Here is a 23,607-nt window from a genome sequence, read left to right on the forward strand (position 1 = left end):
ACCAAGCAGGGCCCTGATCAGATGAAAAGTCCATCAGCAGAAGGCTTTTGACTGATCGCTAGATCAGCGGGGAATTACAGACTGCGTTCCAGCAGGATGTCGCCGGTGTCCGCCTTGACCACCTGGACGGAGGCGATCTTCTCCATCGGCATCGACGTGCTGCCGGTCGGCGAAGCCGATTCGCCCTCGCGGGCCATCCAGGTCGCCAGCTGCACCTTGCTCCCGTCGCGGCCGACCGCGTACATCACCAGCTTGTCGGCGTCCTCGGTGGCCTCGCTGCCGATCTCCTCGTGGTACGTGCACGTCATCTCCACGTGGGTGCCCCACCCCATGGGGGTCACCTGCACCGTCGCGTCGAACGAGGACGGCATCACCGGGGTCATGCTGACAGCCGTGGCAGACGCGTGCAGCGTGTGGCCCGGGTCGGCGAAGGGCGCCGGTTTGATCGCGACGAGGGTCCCGACGGCCAGCACCGCGGCAGCCGCGGCGGCCACCGTCCACGTGATCCACCGGCTGCGACGTCGGCGGCGCCGCACCTCGAAGAGCACGCCGTCGAGCAGCTGCGGGCGCAGCGGCGGCGGTTCGCTATCGCCGGTGTCGATAGCGGCCACGTCGTCCGGGCTGAGCATGGCCAGCAGGGCCGGCATGCCGCTGAGCTCACCGACCGCGGTGCGGCACGGCACGCATCCGCTCAGGTGTGCCTCGTATTCGCGGCGCTCGGTGCTCGACAGGGACCCGAGAACATAAGAGGCATCCCACGTCTCGTAAGGGTCGTACGGATCGTTCACCGTGTCACCCCCATCTCCTGCAGCGTCAGGCGAAGCGCACGCACCGCGTAGTGCAGCCTCGACTTCACCGTTCCTTCGGCAATCTGGAGGTCGGCCGCGATCTGCGCTGTGGTCCAGCCAAGATAGTAGGAACGGCGGACCACAGCGCGATGGTCGGGCGACAGCTGAGCCAGCGCGTCACCGATCAGCAGCCGGTCCAGTGCCGAGTTGACCTCGTCGGGCCCGGCGGGTTCCGGGGCGCCCTCGGTGTCCAGCGAGTCGGTTTCCTTGCGGAACCGGGCACTGCGTCGTTCGTCGATGATCATGTTGCGCGCGACCGTGAACAGCCACGCCCGAGCGGAGCGTTCGGCGTCGCCGGCCACCTCGGGGTGTTGCCAGGCGCGCAGCAGCGTCTCCTGCACCACGTCCTCGGCGCGCGCCGGATCCCCGGTGAGCCGCAGCGCATAGCGCCACAATGCGGCCGCGTGCTCCTGGTAGAGCACTCGCACCAACGCCGCTTCCGGGTCGTCCATCACTCAACCTCCCGGTGGAGACACGTAACCGGTGAGTGTCGGGTTCAAGTGTGCGCCGCGACTTTAGGACAATGCGACCAGATCGTGTACCGAATCGACCGGCAGCCGGCCGTCGACCACCGCACTGACCTCCATGTTCTTGAGGCTGATGGCACCCTTGTGGTTGTCGAGGAAGGCGGTGTCGGCGGCGTCGCGCCCGGTCGAGATCCGCACCATCGACTGCCGCGGCGCCAGACACGTCGCATCCACGACCCGCCACCCACCCTCGACGAATGCTTCAGCGACGGCATGGAAATCCATCGGCTCGCACCCCGGTGCATAAACCGCCACCAACCGCGCCGGCACGTTGACCGCCCGCAACAACGCGATGACCAGATGGGCGTAGTCGCGACACACGCCCTCTCCGGCGAGCAGTGTGTCAACGGCGCCGTCGATCGGATCACTGGAACCCGGCACGTAATTCAACCGGGTGCCCACCCACGACGACACCTTCTCCAGCAGCGTCACCGAGTCGGCGTACTGACCGAACTCGGTGGCGGCGTATCCGTAGAACTTGTCCGCCTCGGCGTAGCGACTCGGTCGCAAATACGTCGAGAGATCGATCTCGTGAACCGGCGGCGGGTCGGTTCGGCCCAGGACAGTGGCCCGGTAGGACGCGGTGACGGTCCCCTCACCGACGTCGAAGCGGTGAATGCGGGAGTTGTGGTCACCGACGAGCTCGTGAGCGGTCACCAGTTTGCCGTTGCACCGGTACTCGAATGATTCGGTGACCTCCGCGCCGGGGTGGGGCGCGACCGCGATCTGGAACTCGAGAGTGGTCGGCGAGGTGACCGCCAACTCGATTTCGGCGCCCACCTCACGGCGGAGCACCGAGCCGGCGTCGACGGGCGGCGAGGATTCGTTGCCGTGCTGATCGTTGTCGCGCCGCCATCGGGGCATGCACCTACCGCCTTCATTGAGGGCCGTGTCATCGCGGACCCGACGGCGTCGCTGTTGAACCGCATGCGCTGACGTGCTCACCCTAACCGTGGGGGGCCAAGATCGCTCACCACAGAAAGATGAAGTCCCACCAACACTTCTGGGCTGGCAGGACGCCTACCGACTCAGCTCGTCGTCGAACTAGGCGGTCAGAATTCGCGGTCCGTCGTCGGTCACCGCGACGGTGTGCTCCCAATGCGCGGCCCGCGACCCGTCCGAGGTCACGACGGTCCATTCGTCGGCCAGGATCCGCGTCTTGGTGGTGCCCAGGGTCAGCATCGGTTCGATCGCCAGCACCGAGCCGGCGACCAGCAGCGGGCCGCGGCCGGGCTCGCCCTCGTTGGGCAGGAACGGATCCATGTGCATCTGCCTGCCGATGCCGTGCCCGCCGTAGCCCGCGACGATGCCGAACTTGCGGCCGTAGGTCCGCTCGGCGGCGTGGGTGCCCGTCTCGATGGCGTGCGAGACGTCGGTGAGCCGGTTGCCCGGGACCATCGCCGCGATACCGGCTTCCATAGACTGCTTGGTCGCCGCGGACAGCGCCTCGTCCATCGCGATCAGCGCGCCGATACCGAAGGTGACGGCGGCGTCGCCGTGCCAGCCCTCGATGATCGCACCGCAGTCGATGGATACCAGGTCGCCGGCGGCGAGCTTCTCCTCGGGCGTCGGAATGCCATGCACCACACGGTCATTGACCGACGAACAGATGCTGGCCGGGTAGCCGTGATAGCCGAGGAACGACGGGATGCCGTTGGCCTCCCGGATCACCGTCTCGGCGACGTCGTCGAGATCCTTGGTGGACACCCCGGGTGCGGCGGCCGCCTGGACGGCGCGAAGAGCGGCGGCCACCACTGCCCCGGCAGCGGCCATCGCATCCAGTTCACCCGGCGTGCGGGCGGGAACGGTTTTGCGATTGCGCAGACCGGGGATGGAGACCATGAAGCGTCAGTGGCCGAGGGCCTGCAGCGCCCGCGCGAAGACCTCGTCCAGACCACCGACGGCGTCGACGGTCTTGAGCTCGTCGCGGTAGTAGTCCAGCAGCGGCGCGGTCTCGTCGCGGTAGACCTTGAACCGGTTGCGGATGGTGTCCTCGTTGTCGTCGGCGCGGCCGCGGCTCATGAGCCGGGTGACCAGCTCCTCCTCGGGCACCCGGAACTCGAGCACAGCGTCGAGCTTGAGGTTGCGGCGGCTCAGCATCTGCTTGAGCGCCTCGGCCTGCTCCACCGAGCGGGGGAACCCGTCGAGGATGAACCCGTCGCTCACGTCGGCGTCGTCGAGGCGGCTATCGACCAGGGCATTGGTGAGGGTGGCCGGGACCAGGTCACCGGCGTCGAGGTACTTCTTGGCCTCCAGCCCCAGTTCGGTGCCGGTGCTGATGTTGTGCCGGAACAGGTCACCGGTGGAGATGTGCGGGATGCCGAACTTCTCGGCCAGGTCAGCAGCCTGGGTTCCCTTGCCCGTACCTGGCGGACCGAGCAAAACGATTCTCACTTCAGGAACCCTTCGTAGTTGCGCTGCATGAGCTGGCTCTCGATTTGTTTGACCGTATCCAAACCGACGCCAATCATGATCAGAACCGCGGTACCGCCGAACGGCAAGTTCTGGACGCCGCCGCTGTTGCCCATCTCCAGGAACAGGTTCGGCAGAACGGCGATCACACCCAGGTAGATCGAGCCGGGCAGGGTGATCCGGTTCAACACGTAGCGCAGGTAGTCGGCGGTGGGCTTACCCGGGCGGATACCGGGGATGAAGCCACCGAACTTCTTCATCTCGTCGGCACGTTCGTCAGGGTTGAACGTGATCGACACATAGAAATAGGTGAAGAAGATGATCAGGCCGAAGTAGATGCCGATGTAGACCGGATCCGCCGGGTTCGTCAGGTAGTTGGCGACGAAGCGGTCCCACCAGCCGTTGCTCGGGGTGCTCCGTCCGCTCTGGATCAGCTGGGTGATCAGGTGCGGGATGTAGATGAGCGATGACGCGAAGATCACCGGGATGACGCCGGCCTGGTTGACCTTCAGCGGCAGGTAGGTCGACGTGCCGCCGTACATCCGGCGGCCCACCATGCGCTTGGCGTACTGGACCGGGATCCGGCGCTGGCCCTGCTCGACGAAGACGACACCGATGATGATCAGCAGGGCGGCCGCGCAGACGGCGGTGAACACCAGGCCGCCGCGGCTGTCCAGGATGCTCTTGCCCTCGGCCGGGATACGAGCGGCGATACCGGCGAAGATCATCAGCGACATACCGTTGCCGACGCCACGCTCGGTGACCAGCTCGCCCATCCACATCACCAGGGCGGCGCCCGCGGTCATCACCAGCACGATGATCACCAGGGAGAAGATGCTCGTGCTCTGGAGGATGTCCAGCGTGCAGCCCTGCAGCAGACCGCCGTTCGCGGCCAGCGCCACGATGCTGGTGGCCTGCAGGATCGCCAGCGCGATCGCCAGGTAGCGCGTGTACTGGGTCATCTTGGCCTGACCGGCCTGACCTTCTTTACGCAGCTGCTCGAAGCGCGGGATCACCACCGTGAGCAGCTGCACGATGATGCTCGCGGTGATGTAGGGCATTACGCCCACCGCGAACACCGTCAGCTGCAGCAGCGCGCCGCCGGAGAAGAGGTTGATCAGCGAATAGATCTGCCCCCCGGCGCCACCACTGACCTGCTCGATGCACTGGTGGACGTTCTTGTAGTTGACCCCCGGGGACGGCAGCGAAGCGCCGACCCGGTAAAGGATCACCACGCCCAGGGTGAACAGGATCTTTCGCCTCAGGTCGACCGTCCTGAGCGAAGAGATGAAAGCCGAGAGCACTCTTCCTCCTGGGCAGCCGGACGGGAGTCTCAGCGTGCCAATGGGGCTGGTCTGGCCAGCGTTCGGGTAATCCTGCCGTGCACCGATCGCCGCCAGGTTTTACGCCTGCAGCATCGCGCGCTCAAACAGTCTACGAGAGTAACAGTTGGCCCAGGCAGGGCGGGAATCCGCGGATTGGTTTCGGCGGGCAGGAGCGAAGCGACCCGGGGAATGATGCGGCCGCGGCCCACCCGCGCTCACAGCCGACCTCCAGCGGGAATCACGTACAGTCGCTAGTGGTTATATCGGCTAAGTATCAGTTGCGGAGTAATGAGGCTTGAGATGACGCGCACCGACAATGACACCTGGGACCTGGCGTCCAGCGTGGGAGCCACCGCGACCCTGGTCGCCGCCGCCCGCGCCGCGGCGAGCCGGGAGACCGAACCTCTGATCGACGATCCCTTCGCCGAACCTCTGGTGCGGGCGGTCGGCGTCGACTTCTTCATCAAGATGGCCAGCGGTGACATCCCCACCCCCGACGACCAGACCGCGATGGGCGTCACACGGATGACCGACAACATGGCGGTGCGGACCAAGTTCTTCGACGAGTTCTTCCTCGACGCTGCCGATGCCGGGCTCCGGCAGGTGGTCATCCTGGCGTCCGGCCTGGACTCCCGGGCATACCGACTCGATTGGCCGGCCGACATGGTCGTCTACGAGATCGATCAGCCGGAGGTCATCGCGTTCAAGACTCAGACGCTCGCCGAGCAGGGCGCGGCACCGACCTGTGAGCGCCGCACGGTTGCAATGGATCTACGCAACGACTGGGCCAGCGCCCTGCGCGAGGCCGGCTTCAATCCGCAGGCACCCACGGCCTGGAGTGCCGAGGGCCTGCTGGGCTACCTGCCGCCCGACGCCCAGGACCGGCTGCTCGACACCATCACCGACCTGTCCGCTCCGGGCAGCCGGGTGGCCATCGACAGCGCGCCACCCGCTGATCCGGAGGAACAAGAACAGTCCCGGGAAAAGATGGAGACCATCTCCGCGCACTGGCGCCAAAACGGATTCGACCTCGACTTCGGCAACCTGGTGTACCTGGGTGAGCGCAACGAGGCGGCCGCCTACCTCGCCGGCCATGGCTGGCAGGTGAACACAGCCTCGGTCAATGACCTGTTGGCCGCCGAGCGACTGGGCACGTTCGACGAGGACGAGCCGATGGGCAAGCTGTACTACCTCAACGCCGTCTACGGCGGTGCCCGGTGAGCCGCAGCGACGCCGATTCCTGGGATCTGGCCACCAGCGTCGGGACCACCGCCACCATGGTGGCCGCTGCCCGCGCGGTCGCCAGCCGCGACGAGAACGCGCTCATCGACGACCCGTTCGCGGCACCGCTGGTCCGCGCGGTCGGCATCGACGTCTTCACCAAGATGGTCGACGGTGACCTCGACATGGCGGCCACGGACGGTGCGGACACCGCCCGGATCATGACCGACGTGATGGCGGTCCGGACACGGTTTTTCGACGACTTCTTCATCGAAGCCGCCTCCGCCGGCGTGCGACAGGCCGTGATCCTGGCCTCCGGCCTGGATTCGCGGTCCTATCGGCTGGACTGGCCGGCGGGCACGGTGGTCTACGAGATCGACCAGCCCAAGGTCATCGAATTCAAGACCGAGACGCTGGCGGAGTTGGGCGCCTCCCCCACCACCGAACTGCGCACGGTGAGCATTGACCTGCGCGAAGATTGGCCGGCAGCCCTGCGCGCCAACGGTTTTGACGACACCAAGCCGACCGCGTGGAGCGCCGAGGGGCTGCTGGTGTACCTGCCGCCGGAGGCTCAGGACCGGCTGTTCGACAACATCACCGCACTGTCCGCACCGGGCAGCCGGATCGCCACCGAATACCACCCCGATGGCGGTGCCGGCCTGGCCGCGCGGTCCAAGGCGATCAGCAGCCAATGGCAGGACCGCGGGCTGGATCTCAATATGGCAGACCTGTTCTACCCCGGCGACCGCAACCCGGTCATCGGCTATCTCGAGCAGCAGGGCTGGCAGGTCAGTGCGCGGGCACGCGAGGAGATGTTCGCCGTGTACGGCCGGCACTTCCCCGACACCGACCTGACCATATCTCTGCGTAACTCCGTGTCCGTCACCGCAATCCGGAAGTAACACCCATGAACGACACCGGCTCAATCCGATACGACGGCGACACCTGGGACCTGGCATCCAGTGTCGGCGCCACCGCGACATCGGTGGCGGCATCGCGCGCACTGGCTTCCCGGGGCCCCGACGCGCTGATCCACGACCCGTACGCCGACGCACTGGTCAAGGCCGTCGGCGTGGAATCCCTGATCCGGGTGGCCAACGGCGAGGCGAACATCGAGGACGATCCGATGCTCAACCGCCGCCGGATGGTCGAACAGATCGCGGTTCGGACCCGCTTCTTCGACGACTTCTTCACCAACGCGGCGCGCGACGGTGTCCGCCAGGCGGTGATCCTCGCGTCCGGGCTGGACACTCGCGCGTACCGGATGAGCTGGCCGGCCGGCTCGGTCGTGTTCGAGCTCGACCAACCGCAGGTCATCGAGTTCAAGACCCGGGTGATGGCGGACATGGGCGTGTCCCCCACCGCCGAACGGCGCGCCGTCGCCGTCGACCTGCGTGACGACTGGCCGGCAGCGTTGCGGGAGAACGGCTTCGATACCACCCAGCCGACCGCGTGGATCGCCGAAGGACTGTTGATCTACCTGCCGCCGGAGGCCCAGGATCGGCTGCTGGACAACATCAACACGCTGTCAGCACCGGGTAGCCGCGTCGCCACCGAGTTCATGGCCGCGGGAATGACGTTGCCGGACAGCTGGCGCGACCGGTTCAAGAAGTATTCGGCGCAGATCGGGTCCGATATCGACTTGCCCGCCCTGTTCTACGACGGCGAACGGAATTCGGCTGGTGACTATCTGACCGAACTGGGCTGGCGGATCAGCACGCTGACCACTCGGGAATCGTATGCGGCCAACGGTTTCGAAATGCCCGACGACGAGACACTGGTCCAGTTCAGCGATTCCACCGGCTATCTGACCGCGACCCGCGCCAGGTGATGGACTACCCGAGTCTTCAGTACATCTGCGCAACACCGATTTAGGAGACACCATGGCTCGCACCGACGACGACACCTGGGACCTGACCTCCAGCGTTGGCGCCACCGCGACAGCGGTGGCCGCCGGACGCGCACTGGCCACCAAGGATCCCCGCGCACTGATCGACGATCCGTTCGCCGACCCCCTGGTCCGTGCCGTCGGCATCGACTTCTTCGTCAAGATGATCGACGGCGAGCTCGACCCGGCACTCTTCGACGGTTTCACCCCCGAACGGGTGCAGGCCATGATCGACGGAATGGCGGTGCGCGCCAAGTTCTTCGACGACTACTTCATCGCGTCGACCGGCAGTGGAATCCGGCAGGCGGTGATCCTGGCTTCGGGCCTTGACGCGCGCGCCTACCGGCTGCCGTGGCCGGCAGGCACCACCGTGTACGAGATCGACCAGCCGAAGGTGATCGAGTTCAAGACCGGCGTGCTCGACGATCTCGGCGCCAAGCCCACCGCGCAACGCCACACCGTCGGTATCGATCTGCGCGAGGACTGGCCCGCCGCGTTGCGTGCGGCCGGCTTCGACCCTGCGGCTCCCACCGCGTGGGTGGCCGAAGGGCTGTTGGTCTACCTGCCGCCCGAGGCGCAGGACCGGCTGTTCGACACCATCACCTCACTCAGCGCCCCCGACAGCACCGTCGCCACCGAATATGTGCCAGGCATCATGGAATTCGACCCCGAGAAGGGCACCGAGATGACGGCCAAGGCCCGCGAGCAGGGCCTGGACCTGGACATGGGGTCGCTGGTCTACGCCGGCCCGCGCAGCCACGTGATCGAATACCTGCGCGGGGCGGGCTGGGGCGTGACCGGCACGCCGGGCGAGGAGCTATTCCAACGCCTCGGATTGCCGGCGCCTCCCGAACGGGACGAGAACGACAACAATCCCTTCGGCGAAATCGTCTACGTCAGCGCCACTCTGGGTTGAATCCCAGCCACAGCAGGCTGGTGCCGCTCAGTGCCCGCTCGCCCTGGTCCAGCACGCCACGGACCGACTGGGCCAGCACGGCGGTGACAGCTTCGGGCAGCGACGCGGCCGCGGGCTGCGAAGACGGCTTGGGGCGCAGGAAATCCCGAAGCGACGCGGTCGGATAGGAGACCAGTTCGACCTCGGCGTCGACGTCGATTCCGGCGAGGGTCTTGGCCCGCCGCACCGCCGTTCGTAGTCCACCGAGTTCATCGACCAGCCCGTGCTCCAATGCGTCGGCACCGGTCCACACCCGACCGCGGGCCACTGCGTCGACCGCCTCGACGGTCATGTGGCGCCCCTCGGCGACGCGCTGCACGAAATCGGCGTAGAACAGATCGGCCTCGGCCTCCACCAGCGCCTGCTGCTCCGGTGTGAACGGTGCGTTGACCGACCAGGCGTCGGCGTTGTCGTTGGTGCGCACACTGTCCGATCCGACCCCGATACGTTCCTTGAGCTCGCGGGCCACCAGCTTGCCGGTGAGCACCCCGATGGAGCCGGTGATCGTGCCCGGGTTGGCGACGATCGCGTCGGCACCCATCGCGACGTAGTACCCGCCCGAGGCGGCCATTGCCCCCATCGAGGCGACTACCGGCTTGCCCTTGGCGCGCACCCGTGTCACTTCCCGCCAGATCGTCTCTGAGCCGGTCACCGACCCGCCGGGGCTGTCCACCCGCACCACCACCGCGGCCACATCGTCGTCGGCAGCGACGTGGCGCAGCGCAGCGCCGATGGTGTCACCGCCCGCGCTGGAGCGCCCGAACGGCAGCCCCTGCGGGCCGCCGCGCCCGCTGACAATGGAGCCTGCGACCGTCACCACCGCGATCCGCGGGCGTTTCTTACGGCCCGGCACCGACGGCATCGGCGGCATGGGCACCGGCGCACCCTTGCGAATCTGGGCGTAGCGGGACAGGAACAACCGCGGCGGGGCGTTGTCGTCGGAGTCAGCGTCGCCGGTCTCAGGCGAGATCCCTTCCACACCAACGAGTTCGGCGATGCGGCTATAGGCCTCGTCGCGGAATCCGATGCGGTCGACCAGGTGACCGGTGACGGCATCGTCGCGCAGCAGGGGCGCGCGGTCGGCCAGCGCGTCGACGGCGGCGACATCGATGTTCCGCGACTCGGCGATGGCCTGCCACACCTGGCTGTGCAGACTGGCGATCAGCCGGGAGTCGGCTTCGCGATGGGCGTCGGTGTAGTGGTCCTGAGTGAACAGGTTGGCCGCCGACTTGTATTCACCACGGGTGACGAACTGGGCTTCGATACCGGCTTTGCCCAGTGCATCACGCAAAAACAGGGCGTTGGTGGCGAAGCCGATCAGCCCGACGGTGCCGGTGGGCTGCATCCACACCTCGGAGAACGCCGAGGCCAGGTAGTAGGACAGCGTGCCCGGATAGGTCTCGGCCCACGCCAGTGACGGCTTGGCCTCGGTGAACGCGGCGATCGCCGCCCGCAGCTCCTGCACCGGCCCGGGCGGAGCAGCCGAAAGCTGCACCCGCGCAATCAGTCCGGCCACCCGCGGATCTTCGGCGGCGCGGTGGATCGCGGCGACCGCGTCGCGCAGCAGCATCGTGCGGCCGCCACCGGTGATGAAGGTCAGCGGGTCGAAGCCGCTGACCTCCGGCGGTACGGTCTGCAGATCGAGCTCGAGGATGCAGCCGTCGGGCACTCCGTGGTGCCTAGCGGTGTCGATGCGGCGCAGCGCATCGCGGATGTCGTCGGCGCCCGGCACGGCGGGCAGAAAGGCGAACATAGGATCGAGGTTACCGGCGCCGACAACGGAGCCGGTCGGCGCGCTCGTACGGTGGAGTGGTGAGGTATTCCATCTCGATACCGCAATTCGACGTCGACGGCTTCGACGGCGACGGCCTGCGCAGCTACCTGACCCGCGCCGAGGAGCTCGGTTTCGAGGGTGGCTGGACCATGGAACAGGCCATCGGTCCGACGCCGTTCATCGCGCCGATGGAGCTGCTGGCCTGGGCTGCGGGGTGCACGACGACACTGCGGCTGGGTGTCGCCGTGTTGATCACCTCTCTGCACGATCCGCTGCAGCTGGCTGCCACGGTCACCGCAGTGGACCGTCTGAGCCACGGCCGTCTCGAGCTGGGTCTCGCGCCCGGCGGCGGGCGGCGCAAGTTCGAGGCCTTCGGCGTCGATCCGGCCACATTCATCAGCAGTTTCACCGAGGGGCTCGAGCTGATGAAGGCGGCCTGGTCCGACCAACCGCGGGTGACCTTTCACGGCCGGTTCCGCGATGTCGACGATCTGCCGATCGCCCCGAAGCCGGTGCAGCGACCGCATCCGCCGATCTGGTTCGGCGCCAACGCCGCTGCCGCGATCGCCCGCGCGGTACGCCATGGCGACGCATTCATGGGTGCGGGATCCTCGACGACGGAGAGCTTCGCGACAGCGGTGCAGACCTTGCGCACCGAACTGGCCGTGCAGGACAAGGACCCGGCGACATTCCGAGTCGGCAAGCGGGTGTACCTGATCGTCGACGACGACGCCGCCAGGGCCCGCGACCGGGTGTCGGCCGGGCTGCACCGAATCTACGGTTCGATGCCCGGTATAGATGCGGTCGCCGTGTCGGGCACCCCGTCCGACGTCGCGCGCGGGCTGCGCGACGTGATCGATGCCGGCGCGCAGACACTGCTGCTGAATCCGACCGGAGCGAACCTCGCAGAGGATCGCGAACAAATGGAACGCCTTGCCGCCGAAGTCATTCCGCAGCTGAGCTGAACAACGAAAAAGCCCCCGCGAGGCGGGGGCTTTCTCTGCTGAACTCGCTTTACAGCTCGGTGACCGAACCGCCTGCGGCAGTGATGGCCTCGCGGGCCTTGCCACTGAACTTGTTGGCGGTGACGTCGACCTTGACGGTGAGCTCACCGTCGCCGAGCACCTTCACCAACGTGTTCTTGCGAACCAGGCCCTTGGCCACCAGCTCGTCGACACCGATGGCGCCGCCCTGCGGGAAGACCTTCTCGATGTCGCCGACGTTGACGACGGCGTACTCGGTGCGGAACCGGTTACGGAAACCCTTGAGCTTGGGCAGCCGCATGTGGATCGGCATCTGCCCGCCCTCGAAGGTCACCGGCACGTTCTTGCGGGCCTTGGTGCCCTTGGTGCCACGACCGGCCGTCTTACCCTTGGAGCCCTCACCGCGACCGACGCGAGTCTTCGCTTTCTTGGAGCCGGGCGCCGGCTTCAGGTCGTGCAGTTTGATGACGCTCATTTGACTTCCTCAACCTGAACGAGGTGGTGCACGACGTTGATCAGTCCACGCGTCTGCGGGGTGTCCTCGCGAACCACCGACTGGCGAATCTTCTTCAGGCCCAGGGTCCGCAGGCTCTCGCGCTGCTTCCAGCGGGCACCGACGATGCCACGGACCTGGGTGATCTTCAGCTCTGCCATGGTTATGCGCTTCCTTCACGCGCGGCTGCAGCAGCCAGCGCTTCGCTCTCCCGACGCGCGCGCAGCATGCCCGCCGGCGCGACGTCTTCGATGGGCAGCCCACGACGGGCGGCCACCTCTTCGGGACGCTGCAGCAGCTTGAGCGCGGCAACGGTGGCATGCACCACGTTGATCGCGTTGTCGCTGCCCAGCGACTTGGCCAGAACGTCGTGCACGCCAGCGCATTCCAGCACGGCACGGCACGCGCCACCGGCGATGACTCCGGTACCCGGGCTGGCCGGACGCAGCATCACCACGCCGGCCGCAGCCTCACCCTGAACGGGATGGGTCACGGTGCCGCCGATCAGCGGCACGCGGAAGAAGTTCTTGCGAGCTTCCTCGACACCCTTGGCGATCGCGGCGGGGACCTCTTTGGCCTTGCCGTAGCCGACACCGACCAGGCCGTTGCCGTCGCCGACGATGACCAGGGCGGTGAAGCTGAAGCGCCGACCACCCTTGACCACCTTGGAAACCCGGTTGATCGTGACGACGCGCTCCAGGTAATTGCTCTTCTCGCCGCCGTCGCGACCGCCGCGTCCGCCACGGTCTCCGCGATCGTCCCGACGGCCGCGGCCGCCGCGGTCGTCGCGTCCGCCGCGCTGTACGTCGGTCCGGGTGCCGGCCGAGGGGGCGCCGGTATCCGGCGCTGCGCTCTGCTCCGACATCATGCGGTCCTTCCGTTGTACGTCATTAGAATTTCAGTCCGTTCTCGCGGGCGGCGTCGGCCAGCGCCGCGATCCGTCCGCCGTAGGTGTTGCCACCGCGGTCGAAGACCACAGCTTCGACACCGGCGGCCTTGGCGCGCTCGGCGATCAGCTGACCGACCCGCACGCTGTGGGCCTTCTTGTCACCCTCGACGGCGCGGACGTCGGCCTCGATGGACGAGGCCGCGGCGACCGTGGTGCCGTCGGCGTCATTGACCAACTGCACGTGGATGTGCCGCGAGGAGCGGTTGACCACGAGACGGGGCCGCTCGGCGGTGCCGACGACCTTCTTGCGCAGCCGGGCATGCCGACGCAGGCGCGAAACCCGGCGCGCAGCCGAGACAGTCGTGCCAACCGGCGTGCGATCGGTGGCTGCTTTCTGTGCTTGAGCCATGGCTTACTTACCTGTCTTTCCGACCTTGCGGCGGATCTGCTCACCCTCGTAACGCACACCCTTGCCCTTATAGGGGTCCGGGCGGCGCAGCCGACGGATGTTGGCCGAGATCTGTCCGACCTTCTGCTTGTCGATACCCGTGATCGAGAACTTGGTGGGCGTCTCCACCGCGAAGGTGATGCCCTCTGGCGCCTCGATGACCACGGGATGGCTGTACCCGAGCGCGAACTCGAGGTTGCTGCCCTTGAGCTGCACGCGGTAACCGACGCCGAAGATCTCCATCTTGGTGGTGTAACCCTGGGTCACACCGGTCACCAGATTGGACACCAGCGTGCGCGAGAGCCCGTGCAGCGAACGGCTACGCCGCTCGTCGTCGGGACGGCTGACCACGATGGCGCCATCGTCGTTGTGCGCCACGGTGATCGGCTCGGCGATCGCCAGTTCCAGCGTGCCCTTGGGGCCCTTGACCGACACGTTCTGGCCGTCGATCGTCACATCTACACCGGCGGGAATCGCCACCGGTTGCTTTCCAATACGCGACATGTCTAAGTCTCCCTCACCACACGTAAGCGAGGACTTCGCCGCCCACGCCCTGTCGGGACGCCTGGCGGTCGGTCAGCAGGCCGGAGGACGTGGAGATGATCGCCACGCCCAGGCCGCCGAGAACCCGCGGCAGATTGGTGGATTTCGCGTACACCCGCAGGCCGGGCTTGGACACCCGGCGCAGACCGGCGAGGCTGCGCTCGCGGTTGGGGCCGTACTTGAGTGAAACAACCAGCGACTTACCAACCCGAGCATCCTCGGTCCGGAAATCGTTGATGTACCCCTCGCGCTTGAGGATCTCGGCGATGTTCGCCTTGATCTTGCTGTGCGGCAAGGTCACTTCGTCGTGATACGCCGAATTGGCGTTGCGCAGACGTGTCAAGAAGTCTGCGATCGGGTCCGTCATGGTCATGACTGGGCCTGTCTACCTTCCTCGCAGCGGTTCCCACTCGGGTCGATTCCCTTGGGGGCCTGCTGCGCACCTGTTCTGTAGGGGTCTGTTACCAGCTGGACTTCTGCACGCCGGGCAGTTCGCCGGCATGGGCCATCTCACGCAAGCAAATTCGGCACAGGCCGAACTTGCGGTACACGGCATGGGGACGTCCGCACCTGTTGCAGCGGGTGTACGCCCGCACGGCGAACTTCGGCTTCTTGTTGGCCTTGTTGACCAGTGCCTTCTTTGCCATCTGCTCAGTTCTCCTTGAAGGGGAAGCCCAGAGCGCGCAGCAGCGCCCGACCTTCGTCGTCGTTCGTCGCCGACGTGACGACGGTGATGTCCATGCCGCGCGGCCGATCGATCGAGTCCACGTCGATCTCGTGGAACACCGACTGCTCGGCGAGCCCGAAGGTGTAGTTGCCGTGGCCGTCGAACTGCTTGGGGCTCAGGCCGCGGAAGTCGCGGATACGCGGCAGTGCGATCGACACCAGCCGGTCGAGGAACTCCCACATACGGTCGCCGCGCAGCGTGACGCGCGCGCCGATCGGCATCCCCTCGCGAAGCTTGAACTGCGCAATCGACTTGCGTGCCTTGCGAATTTCGGGCTTCTGGCCGGTGATCAGCGCCAGGTCGTTGACCGCGCCGTTGATCAGCTTGGCGTCGCGGGCGGCGTCACCGACACCCATGTTGACGACAACCTTGACCACGCCGGGGATCTGCATGACGTTGGCGTAGTTGAACTCGTTGTTGAGCGCTGCCTTGATCTCTTCGCGGTAGCGCGCCTTCAGCCGGGGCTGAACCTTCTCTACGGTCGTCATGCTCAGATGTCCTTGCCATTGCGCTTGGAAATGCGGACCCGCTTGCCGGACTCTTCGTCGGTGCGGTACCCGATGCGGGTCGGGTTGCCGTCGGAGTCGACGACCATCACGTTGGAAACGGCGATCGCCGCCTCCTGGGTGACGATGCCGCCCGAGGACGCGCCACGCTCATTGGCCGACTGGGCCGTGTGCTTCTTGATCCGGTTGACGCCTTCGACCAGAACCTTGTTACGGGTCGGGTAGGCCTCGAGGACCTTGCCCTTGGCGCCCTTGTCCTTGCCGGCGATGACCAGAACGGTGTCGCCCTTGTGGACCTTCATTTACAAAACCTCCGGTGCCAGCGAGACGATCTTCATGAACTTCTTCTCGCGCAGTTCACGACCGACCGGCCCGAAGATGCGGGTACCACGGGGGTCGTTGTCGTTCTTGATGATGACGGCGGCGTTCTCGTCGAACTTGATGTAGCTGCCGTCGGCGCGACGACGCTCCTTGACCGTGCGGACGACGACGGCCTTGACCACATCGCCACGCTTGACGTTGCCACCGGGGATGGCGTCCTTGACGGTCGCCACAATCACGTCGCCGATGCCGGCGTAGCGCCGCGACGAGCCACCCAGAACACGGATGCACAAGATCTCCTTGGCGCCCGTGTTGTCGGCGACCTTGAGCCGCGATTCCTGCTGAATCACTAGATCTCCTCGACCTGGTTTTTGTGTGCACGGCAGATGCCGACCTGACGTGCGCGGTCTTTGTCACCCAAAGAGCACGCAGGGTTTTCTCGCAGGAGATAACCGAGGTCTGCCCTAGGCAACCGCTAAATACTAGGTGACGAGCTGGAAAGCTCCAAATCCGTGCTGCTCAGCGTGCACACCGGAAGCCGATATGGGTCGTCGAGCTGTCCTGCGACTGCGGCGACCGCGCGGCCGGCCGGTACCGGTGGCAGTACTCCGGGGCGCACAGGTGCGATCCGCCCTTGAGGGTCTGGCTGACGGCCGGATCGGGCTCGGTCGGCGGCGGGCAGCACGAATTCTGCTGCTTCCCGCTCTCCCCGGGTCGCTCCGCTCCTGCCCCAGGAACGCGATGGTGAGCCGAATACCGCGTCGTCGTCCACTCCCAGACATTGCCGATCATGTCGACCAGCCCATACCCGTTCGGCGGGAACGTCCCCACCGGCGACGTGCCCACCCAGCCCAGCGCGCCGTCGTTGCGATACGGAAAGCGGCCCTGCCAGGTGTTGGCCATCAAGGCTCCCCCGACCGTCGGCTCGTCGCCCCACGCATAGGGGCCGGTACTGCCGGCCCGGGCCGCGTACTCCCACTCGGCCTCGGTCGGCAGCCGCCGGCCCGCCCAAGCGGCATAGGCGATCGCGTCGGGATAAGCGACTTGCACCACGGGGTGGTCCGCCTTGTCGGCGATGTCGCTGCCGGGCCCGAACGGCGCCCGCCAGCTCGCTCCGGGCGCCCAGTCCCACCACTGCCGCCAGTCCCGCAGATTCACCGGGCCCGGCGTCGGCCGGAACACCAGCGCGCCCGGCTGCAGATCGGCTTCGGCGACCCCGGGATACAGCGCCGGGTCGAGGGGCCGTTCGGCGATCGTCACGTAGCCGGTGGCGGCGACGAAGTCGGCGAATTGGGCGTTGGTCACCGGGTGCCGTTCGATGGCGAAAGAGCCGACGGTCGCGGTGTGGATCGGCGCTTCTTCGGGATAGAAACTGGTCGACCCCATCCGGAACGACCCGCCGGGCACCACGACGAGGTCGGTGAGCATGGGTTCAGGGTATGACGATGCCGAATTCTTCGGTCAGCACCGACGCCGCGTCGTCGAATCCCGGTGTTCCCGATGGCGCTTCCACGTGAACAGCGACCAGATAGTTACCGGTGTTGGTCCAGACATGCGCGAGCCGGTCCTCATATTCCACTGATTCGTCGGGATCCCTGGCCCAGGTGCCCATCAGTTTCTGACCGCTGAGGCCGCAGAAGTCGCCGGGCAGCAGGCTGAGCGTGCTGATCGGGTACCGGGCCATGACGTCGTCGCCGTAGCGCGTGAACGCGGCGGCGGGATCCAGCGGCGTCGCGGCGATGGTGACCTCGGCGATCATGTCGTCCGGCCCGGACAGCAGAGCACCGACGTCGCCGGTCCCGGGTGTCGACGACCATCCGTCCGGAACGCGGACCCTGATCTTGGGCGCGGCCGGGTCGGCGACTGCAGCCACCGCCGTCCGCCCGGGCTGTTCGGGCCTGCACACCGTGGAGTCCGCCGGAATGGGCGTGCGGGTGGTTTCGATGACGCCCGGCTCCGAGGATTCGGGAGCGTCGGTCACCGTGCTCGACGTTGTCGTCGTCGCGACGGTGGCGGGTGAGGTCGACGCCTCGACCTTCACGGCTGTCCCGTCGCTGTTGCGCGCACATGCGGCAACCGTCGGGGCGGCCAGCATCACGACCGCCGCAGCGGCGTACACCAGCCGAGTCATCGGACCAGTATGACGTGAGGGTCAGTCCCTGGCGAAGGCCGCCGCGAGTTCGTGCTCCGCGTCGATGTAGGGAGTGCCCGACACGTCGACGACCACGCGGGCGATGGTGCCGCCGGCGAAGTCGAATGGCGCCGCATACGCCGTGGAGACGGCCTGGCCGAGATTGCGCCCCACACTGACCCCGCCGCCGGCCAGTCCGAAGGTGAACGGATGGGCTTTCACACCTTCCAGCGTGGCCACCGCCGCGCCGTCGACGTACAGGGTCACGTCACCGAGTGGCGTGTGACTGCCCTCCACCACGCCGGTTCGGGCGTAACCCACCCCGAGGATGTGTTCACCCAGTGGCACCGGATCGGGTGCGATCACCCGCTGTTCGACCTCACCGAAGAAGTTGTAGACGAACTGCAGGCGTCCGTCGGCGACGAACAGCGTGTACCCGCCATGGCCCGCGCCCTGTTTCAGCAAGACGCCCTGCACGTCCGGACTGTCGATGTTCACCTCGGCCAGCACCGAGAACGACCGGCCGTTGATCGACACGCAGGCGCCCATCGCGACCGGTGCGGTGTTCGGATAGTAGACGTAGCGCGGCCGGTCGCCGGCAAGCGACGGGCGCGTACGGCTGACCATCTCGAACACGTTGAGGTCGGAAAGTGGTAGACCGTTGTACTTTTCGGCCTCGGCGAACCACAGCTTCTGCATTTCGGCGAGCTTGTCGGGGTACTCGGCCGCGACGTCATGGCACTGGCTGCGGTCGTTCTCGATGTTGTAGAGCTCCCAGCGGTCAGCGTCGAAATGGCCCCAGCCCGAGGGCGCTGCGGGGTGCACGGTGCTGGCGAACCAGCCCTTGTGCCAGATGCCGCGAGTGCCCAGCATTGTGTAGAACTGGGTCTCCTTGCCCGTCTCTGCACTCGAATCATCCAGTGCCGCTTTGAAACTGACCCCGTCGAGCGGCTTCTGCGCGATACCCTTCACCGTCTCGGGCGGGTCGATGCCAAGCAGTTCGTAAATCGTCGGCGTGATGTCGGAGACGCTGACGTAGTTGTCACGGACTTCGCCGTGTGCCGCAATTCCGTTGGGCCAGGAGATGATTGCGGTGTCGGCGATGCCACCCTCGTGTGAGGCGTAGCGCTTGTAGAGCTTGTACGGCGTGTTGAACGCCATCGCCCACCCGATCGGGTAGTGGTTGAAGGTCGCCGGAGAGCCGAGCACGTCGAAGAACGGCATGCTCTCTTCGACGGTGTCGACGTAGCCGTTGAAGAACTTGCCCTCGTTGACCGAGCCGTTGGGGCCGCCCTCACCGCTGGCGCCGTTGTCGGAGATCACCACGACGATGGTGTTGTCCAGCTGACCGGACTCCTCCAGATAGTCCAGCACCCTGCCGATCTGGGCGTCGGTGTAGGACAGGAACCCGGCGAAGACTTCCGCCATCCGGGCGAACAGCCGCTTCTCCTCGTCGTTCAGCGAGTCCCACGGACGCACGGTGTCCTGTTCGGGCCACGGCTCGCCATTGGGTCCGGTGACATCGCAGTAAGGGTTCATGCCGGACAGTTCGGTGCCGGGCGGCACGATGCCGAGGTTCTTCATGTTCTCCAGGACGATGTCGCGGTAGCGCTCGTAGCCCATGTCGAACGCGCCGGCGTAGCGGTCGGCCCATTCTTTGAACACGTGGTGCGGCGCATGGCCGGCGCCCGGGCACAGGTACGTGAACCACGGCTTGTCCGGGGCGATCATCGTGGAGTCGCGGATGAACTCGATTGTCTTGTCCGCCAAATCCTTCGAGAGGTGATAGCCCTCCTCTGGGGTGGCCGGGGCCTCCACCGGGTGGCCGTCGTAGATCAGTTCGGGATACCACTGGTCGGTCTCGCCGCCCATGAACCCGTAGAACCGCTCGAAGCCGCGGGACAGCGGCCAGTGCCGCCGGGTGGCCGCGAGGCTGGACTCCTCGATCGGAGTGAGGTGCCACTTGCCGACGCAGTAGGTGTTGTAGCCGTGCTCGGCGAGCACCTCGGAAATCAGTGCGGTGTCATCGGGAATGCGGCCGTTGATCCCGGGGAAGCCCTCGGTGAACTCCTCGACCATGGCCATCCCGACCGTGGTGGCGTTGCGGCCCGTGAGCAGCGACGCCCGGGTCGGGGAACACAGTGCGGTGGTGTGGAATTGCGACAGACGCACTCCCCGCTCGGCGATCCGCGTCATCGCCGGCATCGACACCAGCCCGCCGAAACAATCCCACGTCGCGATGCCGATGTCGTCCCACACCAGGTAGAGCACGTTGGGTGCGTTCTCCGGCGCCTTCGGTGCGGCGTACGGACCCCAGTCCGGTTCGGAATCGCGAATGTCCAGCTCGATCTTGCCGTTGAACTCCGTGGTCATACGCCACAGACTCCCATGCGATCGACCGGTTTCGCGTGATTCCGCGTCCGCTTGTGGCGAACTCGCAGCACGGTGCCCGCGTCAGTCTTCGCGGCGGTGTGTCGCGCCGTAATCCCGCGGACGGCGCGAGGTCAGGATGATGACCGCGACACCGGCGAGGGCCACGCCGACCACACCGGCGGCAACCCACCAGGCCCGGTCGTAGTGGTACTTCCCGACCGCGGTGGCCGCCGACTCATCCGGCGTCGTCGCGGGAGGACCGTAGACACTGACCGGCGTGCGTCCGGCGACCAATGCCGGTGCGCGACCAGCGATTGCGACGATGGCCGGACCGCGCAACTGCGACCAGCGCGTGCGGTCCGCATTGAGCCAACCCAACAGCTCATCGAGCTGATTCGGCGCCCCGTTGGACGTCGCGATCAACAGCGTGCGGCGGCCGTCGAACACCGTCTGCAGCGAACCGAACTGCACACCGGGATCGAGGGTCAGGCTCGTCTGCTCACCGTTGGGCACCTGATCTTCCACGATGATGCGGCGGTCGTCGGCACTGACCGGCAACGTGATGGATTTGTCGGTCCAGCCGTCGGCGGCGATCAGGATGGCGGGATCCTGACCCTTGCGGGCCTCCTCGAACGAGGTCACCGACGTCCGCAGCGGCAGGGAGCTGATCCGCTGCAAACCGGTGGTGATCGCGACGGCACGGACGGTGTCGGCGAACCGGTCCGAACCGATCCCCACTTTCACGACCGGCAGGAGCGCTTGCGGCAGCGACCCGAACCCCTGCGGGATCGGCGGCACGGCCTGGCTGCTCTCGACCACGCTGTTGCCGTTGATCACCAGGCTCATCGAGGAGAAGTCGTTGCACCCGCCGGTGGTGTTCCCGGTGGTGTTCAGCGCGACCTGCAGGTCGGTGTAGCGGCTCAGCAGCCGGTCGGGCACGTTGACCCAGCGGTCGATCGCGCCGCCGGGATCGGCTGCCCAGGAATCGATCTGCTCGCCGTTGATGCTCGCAGTGAGCTGGCCGCCGAACGCGTTCGGCATCGGGGTGTAGGTGCCGGTGAGATGCACCCGCACGCCCTGCACCGGGTAGCCGATCTTGGTCTGATCGATCCCGATCCTCACCTGCGGGGCCACCCCGGTCGAGCTCAGCGTGGTCGGATCGAACTGCGCGACCGTCACCAAACCGCCCAGGGGTTGGGCACGCCGACCCGAGCCGAGCTTGTCGGGCACCACCCGAGCCGCAACGGCCAGGTTCAGGGCACCATCGCTGAGTAGCCGGGTGTCATTGGTGAGCTTGTCGGCCGGGGCGGTGATCAGCAGCTGCGGAACGCCGGCGCCTTCGAGCGAGATGCTTTCGTCGGAACCCTCTTTGATGACGACCTGGCGCTCGAGGGGCAGCGACGGTGTCGGGATCGACGTCGCGCCGTCTGCCAACGGAATGAGCGAGACCTCGGGCGCCTGATTGCCGTACCGCTTGACCAGTCCGGCGACCAGCTGCACAGCGGCATCGGATTCGGCCATGGACGGATTGCCCGGCACCCCGACGGTCAGCTTGCGCAGGATCGGCGGAAGGAAGTCAGCCACCGTGGCCGGTGCCGCCTCGGCGCCGACAAAGGAGACCGAACCGTTGATGAGGTTGATCGGGTTGAGCCGGTCCAGGCAGTAGCCCTCGTCCGGCACCGACGCCAGCGTGAGGTTCACGGTGGCGACGTTGTCGATCACTTCCACCCCGGCCAGCGGAATGATCAGCGGGGTCAGATCGACAGGCGGGAGACCCAGCTTGCCGATCAGCCGGTCGCCCTGCGTCACCGAGATCACGCCCGAGCGGACGTTGAACGGCAGGTCCAGGGTGGCGTTCAGGGTGTCGGGAACCAGCCCGAGGGGCACCGGGAACGTCAGCGATACCGAACTGGTCCCGCCGTAGAAGGACAGGATGGGCACGGCGCCCAGATCGGCGAGCGACAACGTCGGCGCGGTCATCACCTCACCGCCAGGGGCCGCCGCGGGCAATGCCGGATCGATCGGAGCCGGCTCAGTCGGAGCGGGCTCGGCCGGTGTCGGCTCGGGCTCGGCCACCGCCCATGGCGCTGACCACAGCATCGCAGTCATCACGCTGACGATTGCCCCGAATTTGACCAACCCCCCCGACTTCACCACCGGCATGCTAGGCAAAAGCGGGCCCCTCACGATCGAACGATTGCCAAATAACTGTCGCCTAGGCAATTTACACGCATGCCGCGGCATCTCTGCCGCGGCACGCGTTTGCTAGGTGTGAAGTTCTACTTGGCCCGCTCGAGGACCTCGACCAGACGCCAGCGCTTGGTGGCCGACAGCGGACGGGTCTCCATCAAAGAGACGCGGTCGCCGATACCGGCATCGCCGTTCTCGTCGTGGGCCTTGACCTTCGTCGTGGTCCGGATGATCTTGCCGTAGAGCGGGTGGCTCTTGCGAGATTCCAGCTCGACCACGATGGTCTTCTGCATCTTGTCGCTGACCACGTAGCCAATGACCGTCTTGCGACGGCCGCGCGGCTCTTCAGCGGCCGGGGTGTGCTTGGGACCGGCCTCTTTCTTAGTGTCATCTGCCATTTTTTACGATTCCTCACCAGCGGGTCCGGAGGCCAGACCCAATTCACGTTCACGCAGCACCGTGTAGATGCGCGCAATCTCCTGACGCACGGTGCGGAGCCGGCGATTGTTGTCCAACTGGCCGGTGGCCATCTGGAAGCGCAGGTTGAACAGCTCTTCCTTGGACTCCCGCAACTTGTCGGTCAACTCTTCGTCGGTCAGTTCACGCAGTTCACCGGCGCTGATGCCCACTGCCATCAGAACTGCTCCTCTCGGGTCACGATGCGTGCCTTGATCGGCAACTTGTGGATCGCACGCGTCAGGGCTTCCCTGGCGATCTTCTCGTCGGGGTAACTCAGCTCGAACAGCACGCGGCCGGGCTTGACGTTGGACACCCACCACTCCGGTGAGCCCTTGCCCGAGCCCATCCGGGTTTCCGCGGGCTTCTTGGTCAGCGGACGGTCCGGGAAGATGTTGATCCACACCTTGCCGCCACGCTTGATGTGCCGGTTGATGGCGATACGAGCGGACTCGATCTGCCGGTTGGTGACGTAGGCGTGCTCCAGTGCCTGGATGCCGTAATCGCCGAAGGTCACCGACGTGCCACCGCTGGCAATACCACGCTGCCTGGGGTGGTGTTGCTTACGGTGCTTGACTCTGCGGGGAATCAACATGA

Annotated in this window: 29 protein-coding genes; 5 read left to right on the forward strand and 24 right to left on the reverse strand. The window is 66.5% G+C overall.

Annotation, left to right across the window (positions count from 1 at the left end; all coding sequences use genetic code 11):
* Window positions 1–74: 74 nt before the first annotated feature.
* The 6 genes from HPC46_RS11905 to secY form a co-directional block, all read right to left on the reverse strand.
* On the reverse strand, window positions 75–788 hold the full coding sequence (locus HPC46_RS11905; protein ID WP_179469995.1) for an anti-sigma factor family protein: 714 nt from the start codon (window positions 786–788) through the stop codon (window positions 75–77).
* Window positions 785–1,300, reverse strand: a complete 516-nt coding sequence (locus HPC46_RS11910; protein WP_179469997.1) for a sigma-70 family RNA polymerase sigma factor — start codon at window positions 1,298–1,300, stop codon at window positions 785–787. Before HPC46_RS11910 ends, HPC46_RS11905 begins: the two co-directional genes overlap by 4 nt.
* 63 nt (window positions 1,301–1,363) lie before the next feature.
* Entirely contained in the window at window positions 1,364–2,155 is a 792-nt protein-coding gene (locus HPC46_RS11915; protein ID WP_179470101.1) for a transglutaminase-like domain-containing protein, read from the reverse strand.
* A 264-nt stretch (window positions 2,156–2,419) separates the two neighbouring features.
* Window positions 2,420–3,217, reverse strand: coding sequence for a type I methionyl aminopeptidase (gene map / locus HPC46_RS11920; protein ID WP_179469999.1), 798 nt, complete (start codon window positions 3,215–3,217; stop codon window positions 2,420–2,422).
* 6 nt (window positions 3,218–3,223) lie between these two features.
* Window positions 3,224–3,769: an adenylate kinase gene (locus HPC46_RS11925; RefSeq protein WP_179470001.1), complete on the reverse strand. Its 546-nt coding sequence runs from the start codon at window positions 3,767–3,769 to the stop codon at window positions 3,224–3,226.
* Window positions 3,766–5,091, reverse strand: coding sequence for a preprotein translocase subunit SecY (secY, locus tag HPC46_RS11930; RefSeq protein ID WP_005143915.1), 1,326 nt, complete (start codon window positions 5,089–5,091; stop codon window positions 3,766–3,768). Before secY ends, HPC46_RS11925 begins: the two co-directional genes overlap by 4 nt.
* Window positions 5,092–5,412: 321 nt before the next feature.
* On the opposite strand from secY, the gene HPC46_RS11935 reads away from it, so the two are divergent.
* Genes HPC46_RS11935 through HPC46_RS11950 form a run of 4 tightly spaced genes read left to right on the forward strand, consistent with a single transcriptional unit; the run spans window position 5,413 to window position 9,137 of the window.
* Window positions 5,413–6,333, forward strand: a complete 921-nt coding sequence (locus HPC46_RS11935; protein WP_179470005.1) for a class I SAM-dependent methyltransferase — start codon at window positions 5,413–5,415, stop codon at window positions 6,331–6,333.
* Entirely contained in the window at window positions 6,330–7,235 is a 906-nt protein-coding gene (locus tag HPC46_RS11940) for a class I SAM-dependent methyltransferase (protein WP_179470007.1), read from the forward strand. Before HPC46_RS11935 ends, HPC46_RS11940 begins: the two co-directional genes overlap by 4 nt.
* A 5-nt stretch (window positions 7,236–7,240) precedes the next feature.
* Window positions 7,241–8,164, forward strand: coding sequence for a class I SAM-dependent methyltransferase (locus tag HPC46_RS11945; protein WP_179470009.1), 924 nt, complete (start codon window positions 7,241–7,243; stop codon window positions 8,162–8,164).
* A 52-nt stretch (window positions 8,165–8,216) separates the two neighbouring features.
* Window positions 8,217–9,137 (forward strand): class I SAM-dependent methyltransferase, encoded by a 921-nt coding sequence (locus HPC46_RS11950; RefSeq protein ID WP_179470011.1) that lies wholly within the window; start codon window positions 8,217–8,219, stop codon window positions 9,135–9,137.
* Here HPC46_RS11950 and sppA read toward each other — a convergent pair.
* Window positions 9,118–10,929: a signal peptide peptidase SppA gene (gene sppA, locus HPC46_RS11955; RefSeq protein ID WP_179470013.1), complete on the reverse strand. Its 1,812-nt coding sequence runs from the start codon at window positions 10,927–10,929 to the stop codon at window positions 9,118–9,120. The two genes, HPC46_RS11950 and sppA, sit on opposite strands and share 20 nt — an antisense overlap.
* A gap of 59 nt (window positions 10,930–10,988) precedes the next feature.
* Here sppA and HPC46_RS11960 point away from each other — a divergent pair, with 59 nt between their 5' ends.
* Window positions 10,989–11,915, forward strand: coding sequence for an LLM class flavin-dependent oxidoreductase (locus tag HPC46_RS11960; protein WP_179470015.1), 927 nt, complete (start codon window positions 10,989–10,991; stop codon window positions 11,913–11,915).
* Between the two features lie 49 nt (window positions 11,916–11,964).
* Here HPC46_RS11960 and rplO read toward each other — a convergent pair whose 3' ends face one another.
* From rplO to rplP, 17 genes are all read right to left on the reverse strand, one after another.
* Entirely contained in the window at window positions 11,965–12,408 is a 444-nt protein-coding gene (gene rplO, locus HPC46_RS11965; RefSeq protein ID WP_179470017.1) for a 50S ribosomal protein L15, read from the reverse strand.
* Complete coding sequence (gene rpmD / locus HPC46_RS11970; RefSeq protein WP_005143904.1) at window positions 12,405–12,587, reverse strand: 50S ribosomal protein L30; 183 nt, start codon at window positions 12,585–12,587, stop codon at window positions 12,405–12,407. The genes rplO and rpmD overlap by 4 nt, the downstream gene beginning before the upstream one ends.
* 2 nt (window positions 12,588–12,589) lie before the next feature.
* On the reverse strand, window positions 12,590–13,294 hold the full coding sequence (gene rpsE / locus HPC46_RS11975; protein WP_085976046.1) for a 30S ribosomal protein S5: 705 nt from the start codon (window positions 13,292–13,294) through the stop codon (window positions 12,590–12,592).
* Between the two features lie 22 nt (window positions 13,295–13,316).
* Window positions 13,317–13,724 (reverse strand): 50S ribosomal protein L18, encoded by a 408-nt coding sequence (gene rplR / locus HPC46_RS11980; RefSeq protein WP_005143898.1) that lies wholly within the window; start codon window positions 13,722–13,724, stop codon window positions 13,317–13,319.
* Window positions 13,725–13,727: 3 nt separating this feature from the next.
* On the reverse strand, window positions 13,728–14,267 hold the full coding sequence (gene rplF / locus HPC46_RS11985; protein ID WP_179470019.1) for a 50S ribosomal protein L6: 540 nt from the start codon (window positions 14,265–14,267) through the stop codon (window positions 13,728–13,730).
* A 13-nt stretch (window positions 14,268–14,280) separates the two neighbouring features.
* The gene (gene rpsH, locus HPC46_RS11990) at window positions 14,281–14,679 is read right to left on the reverse strand and encodes a 30S ribosomal protein S8 (RefSeq protein ID WP_163746655.1); all 399 of its coding nucleotides are present in this window, start codon (window positions 14,677–14,679) and stop codon (window positions 14,281–14,283) included.
* A gap of 88 nt (window positions 14,680–14,767) precedes the next feature.
* Complete coding sequence (locus HPC46_RS11995; RefSeq protein WP_047329118.1) at window positions 14,768–14,953, reverse strand: type Z 30S ribosomal protein S14; 186 nt, start codon at window positions 14,951–14,953, stop codon at window positions 14,768–14,770.
* 4 nt (window positions 14,954–14,957) lie between these two features.
* Window positions 14,958–15,521, reverse strand: coding sequence for a 50S ribosomal protein L5 (gene rplE / locus HPC46_RS12000; protein WP_005143892.1), 564 nt, complete (start codon window positions 15,519–15,521; stop codon window positions 14,958–14,960).
* A gap of 2 nt (window positions 15,522–15,523) precedes the next feature.
* Complete coding sequence (rplX, locus tag HPC46_RS12005; RefSeq protein WP_005143891.1) at window positions 15,524–15,841, reverse strand: 50S ribosomal protein L24; 318 nt, start codon at window positions 15,839–15,841, stop codon at window positions 15,524–15,526.
* Window positions 15,842–16,210: a 50S ribosomal protein L14 gene (rplN, locus tag HPC46_RS12010; protein WP_003892852.1), complete on the reverse strand. Its 369-nt coding sequence runs from the start codon at window positions 16,208–16,210 to the stop codon at window positions 15,842–15,844.
* 169 nt (window positions 16,211–16,379) lie between these two features.
* Window positions 16,380–17,288 (reverse strand): formylglycine-generating enzyme family protein, encoded by a 909-nt coding sequence (locus HPC46_RS12015; protein ID WP_179470021.1) that lies wholly within the window; start codon window positions 17,286–17,288, stop codon window positions 16,380–16,382.
* Window positions 17,289–17,292: 4 nt separating this feature from the next.
* Entirely contained in the window at window positions 17,293–17,991 is a 699-nt protein-coding gene (locus HPC46_RS12020) for a hypothetical protein (RefSeq protein WP_179470023.1), read from the reverse strand.
* 21 nt (window positions 17,992–18,012) lie between these two features.
* Window positions 18,013–20,364, reverse strand: coding sequence for an arylsulfatase (locus HPC46_RS12025; RefSeq protein WP_179470025.1), 2,352 nt, complete (start codon window positions 20,362–20,364; stop codon window positions 18,013–18,015).
* A gap of 81 nt (window positions 20,365–20,445) precedes the next feature.
* Window positions 20,446–22,473: a hypothetical protein gene (locus HPC46_RS12030; RefSeq protein ID WP_233716385.1), complete on the reverse strand. Its 2,028-nt coding sequence runs from the start codon at window positions 22,471–22,473 to the stop codon at window positions 20,446–20,448.
* A gap of 170 nt (window positions 22,474–22,643) precedes the next feature.
* Window positions 22,644–22,952, reverse strand: coding sequence for a 30S ribosomal protein S17 (gene rpsQ / locus HPC46_RS12035; RefSeq protein ID WP_179470029.1), 309 nt, complete (start codon window positions 22,950–22,952; stop codon window positions 22,644–22,646).
* A gap of 3 nt (window positions 22,953–22,955) precedes the next feature.
* Entirely contained in the window at window positions 22,956–23,189 is a 234-nt protein-coding gene (rpmC, locus tag HPC46_RS12040; RefSeq protein WP_005143880.1) for a 50S ribosomal protein L29, read from the reverse strand.
* Window positions 23,189–23,605, reverse strand: a complete 417-nt coding sequence (rplP, locus tag HPC46_RS12045; protein WP_005143879.1) for a 50S ribosomal protein L16 — start codon at window positions 23,603–23,605, stop codon at window positions 23,189–23,191. Before rplP ends, rpmC begins: the two co-directional genes overlap by 1 nt.
* Between the last annotated feature and the right edge of the window lie 2 nt (window positions 23,606–23,607).

Origin of the sequence: Mycolicibacterium vinylchloridicum (genome assembly GCF_013404075.1) — a bacterium.
Taxonomy (GTDB): domain Bacteria; phylum Actinomycetota; class Actinomycetes; order Mycobacteriales; family Mycobacteriaceae; genus Mycobacterium; species Mycobacterium vinylchloridicum.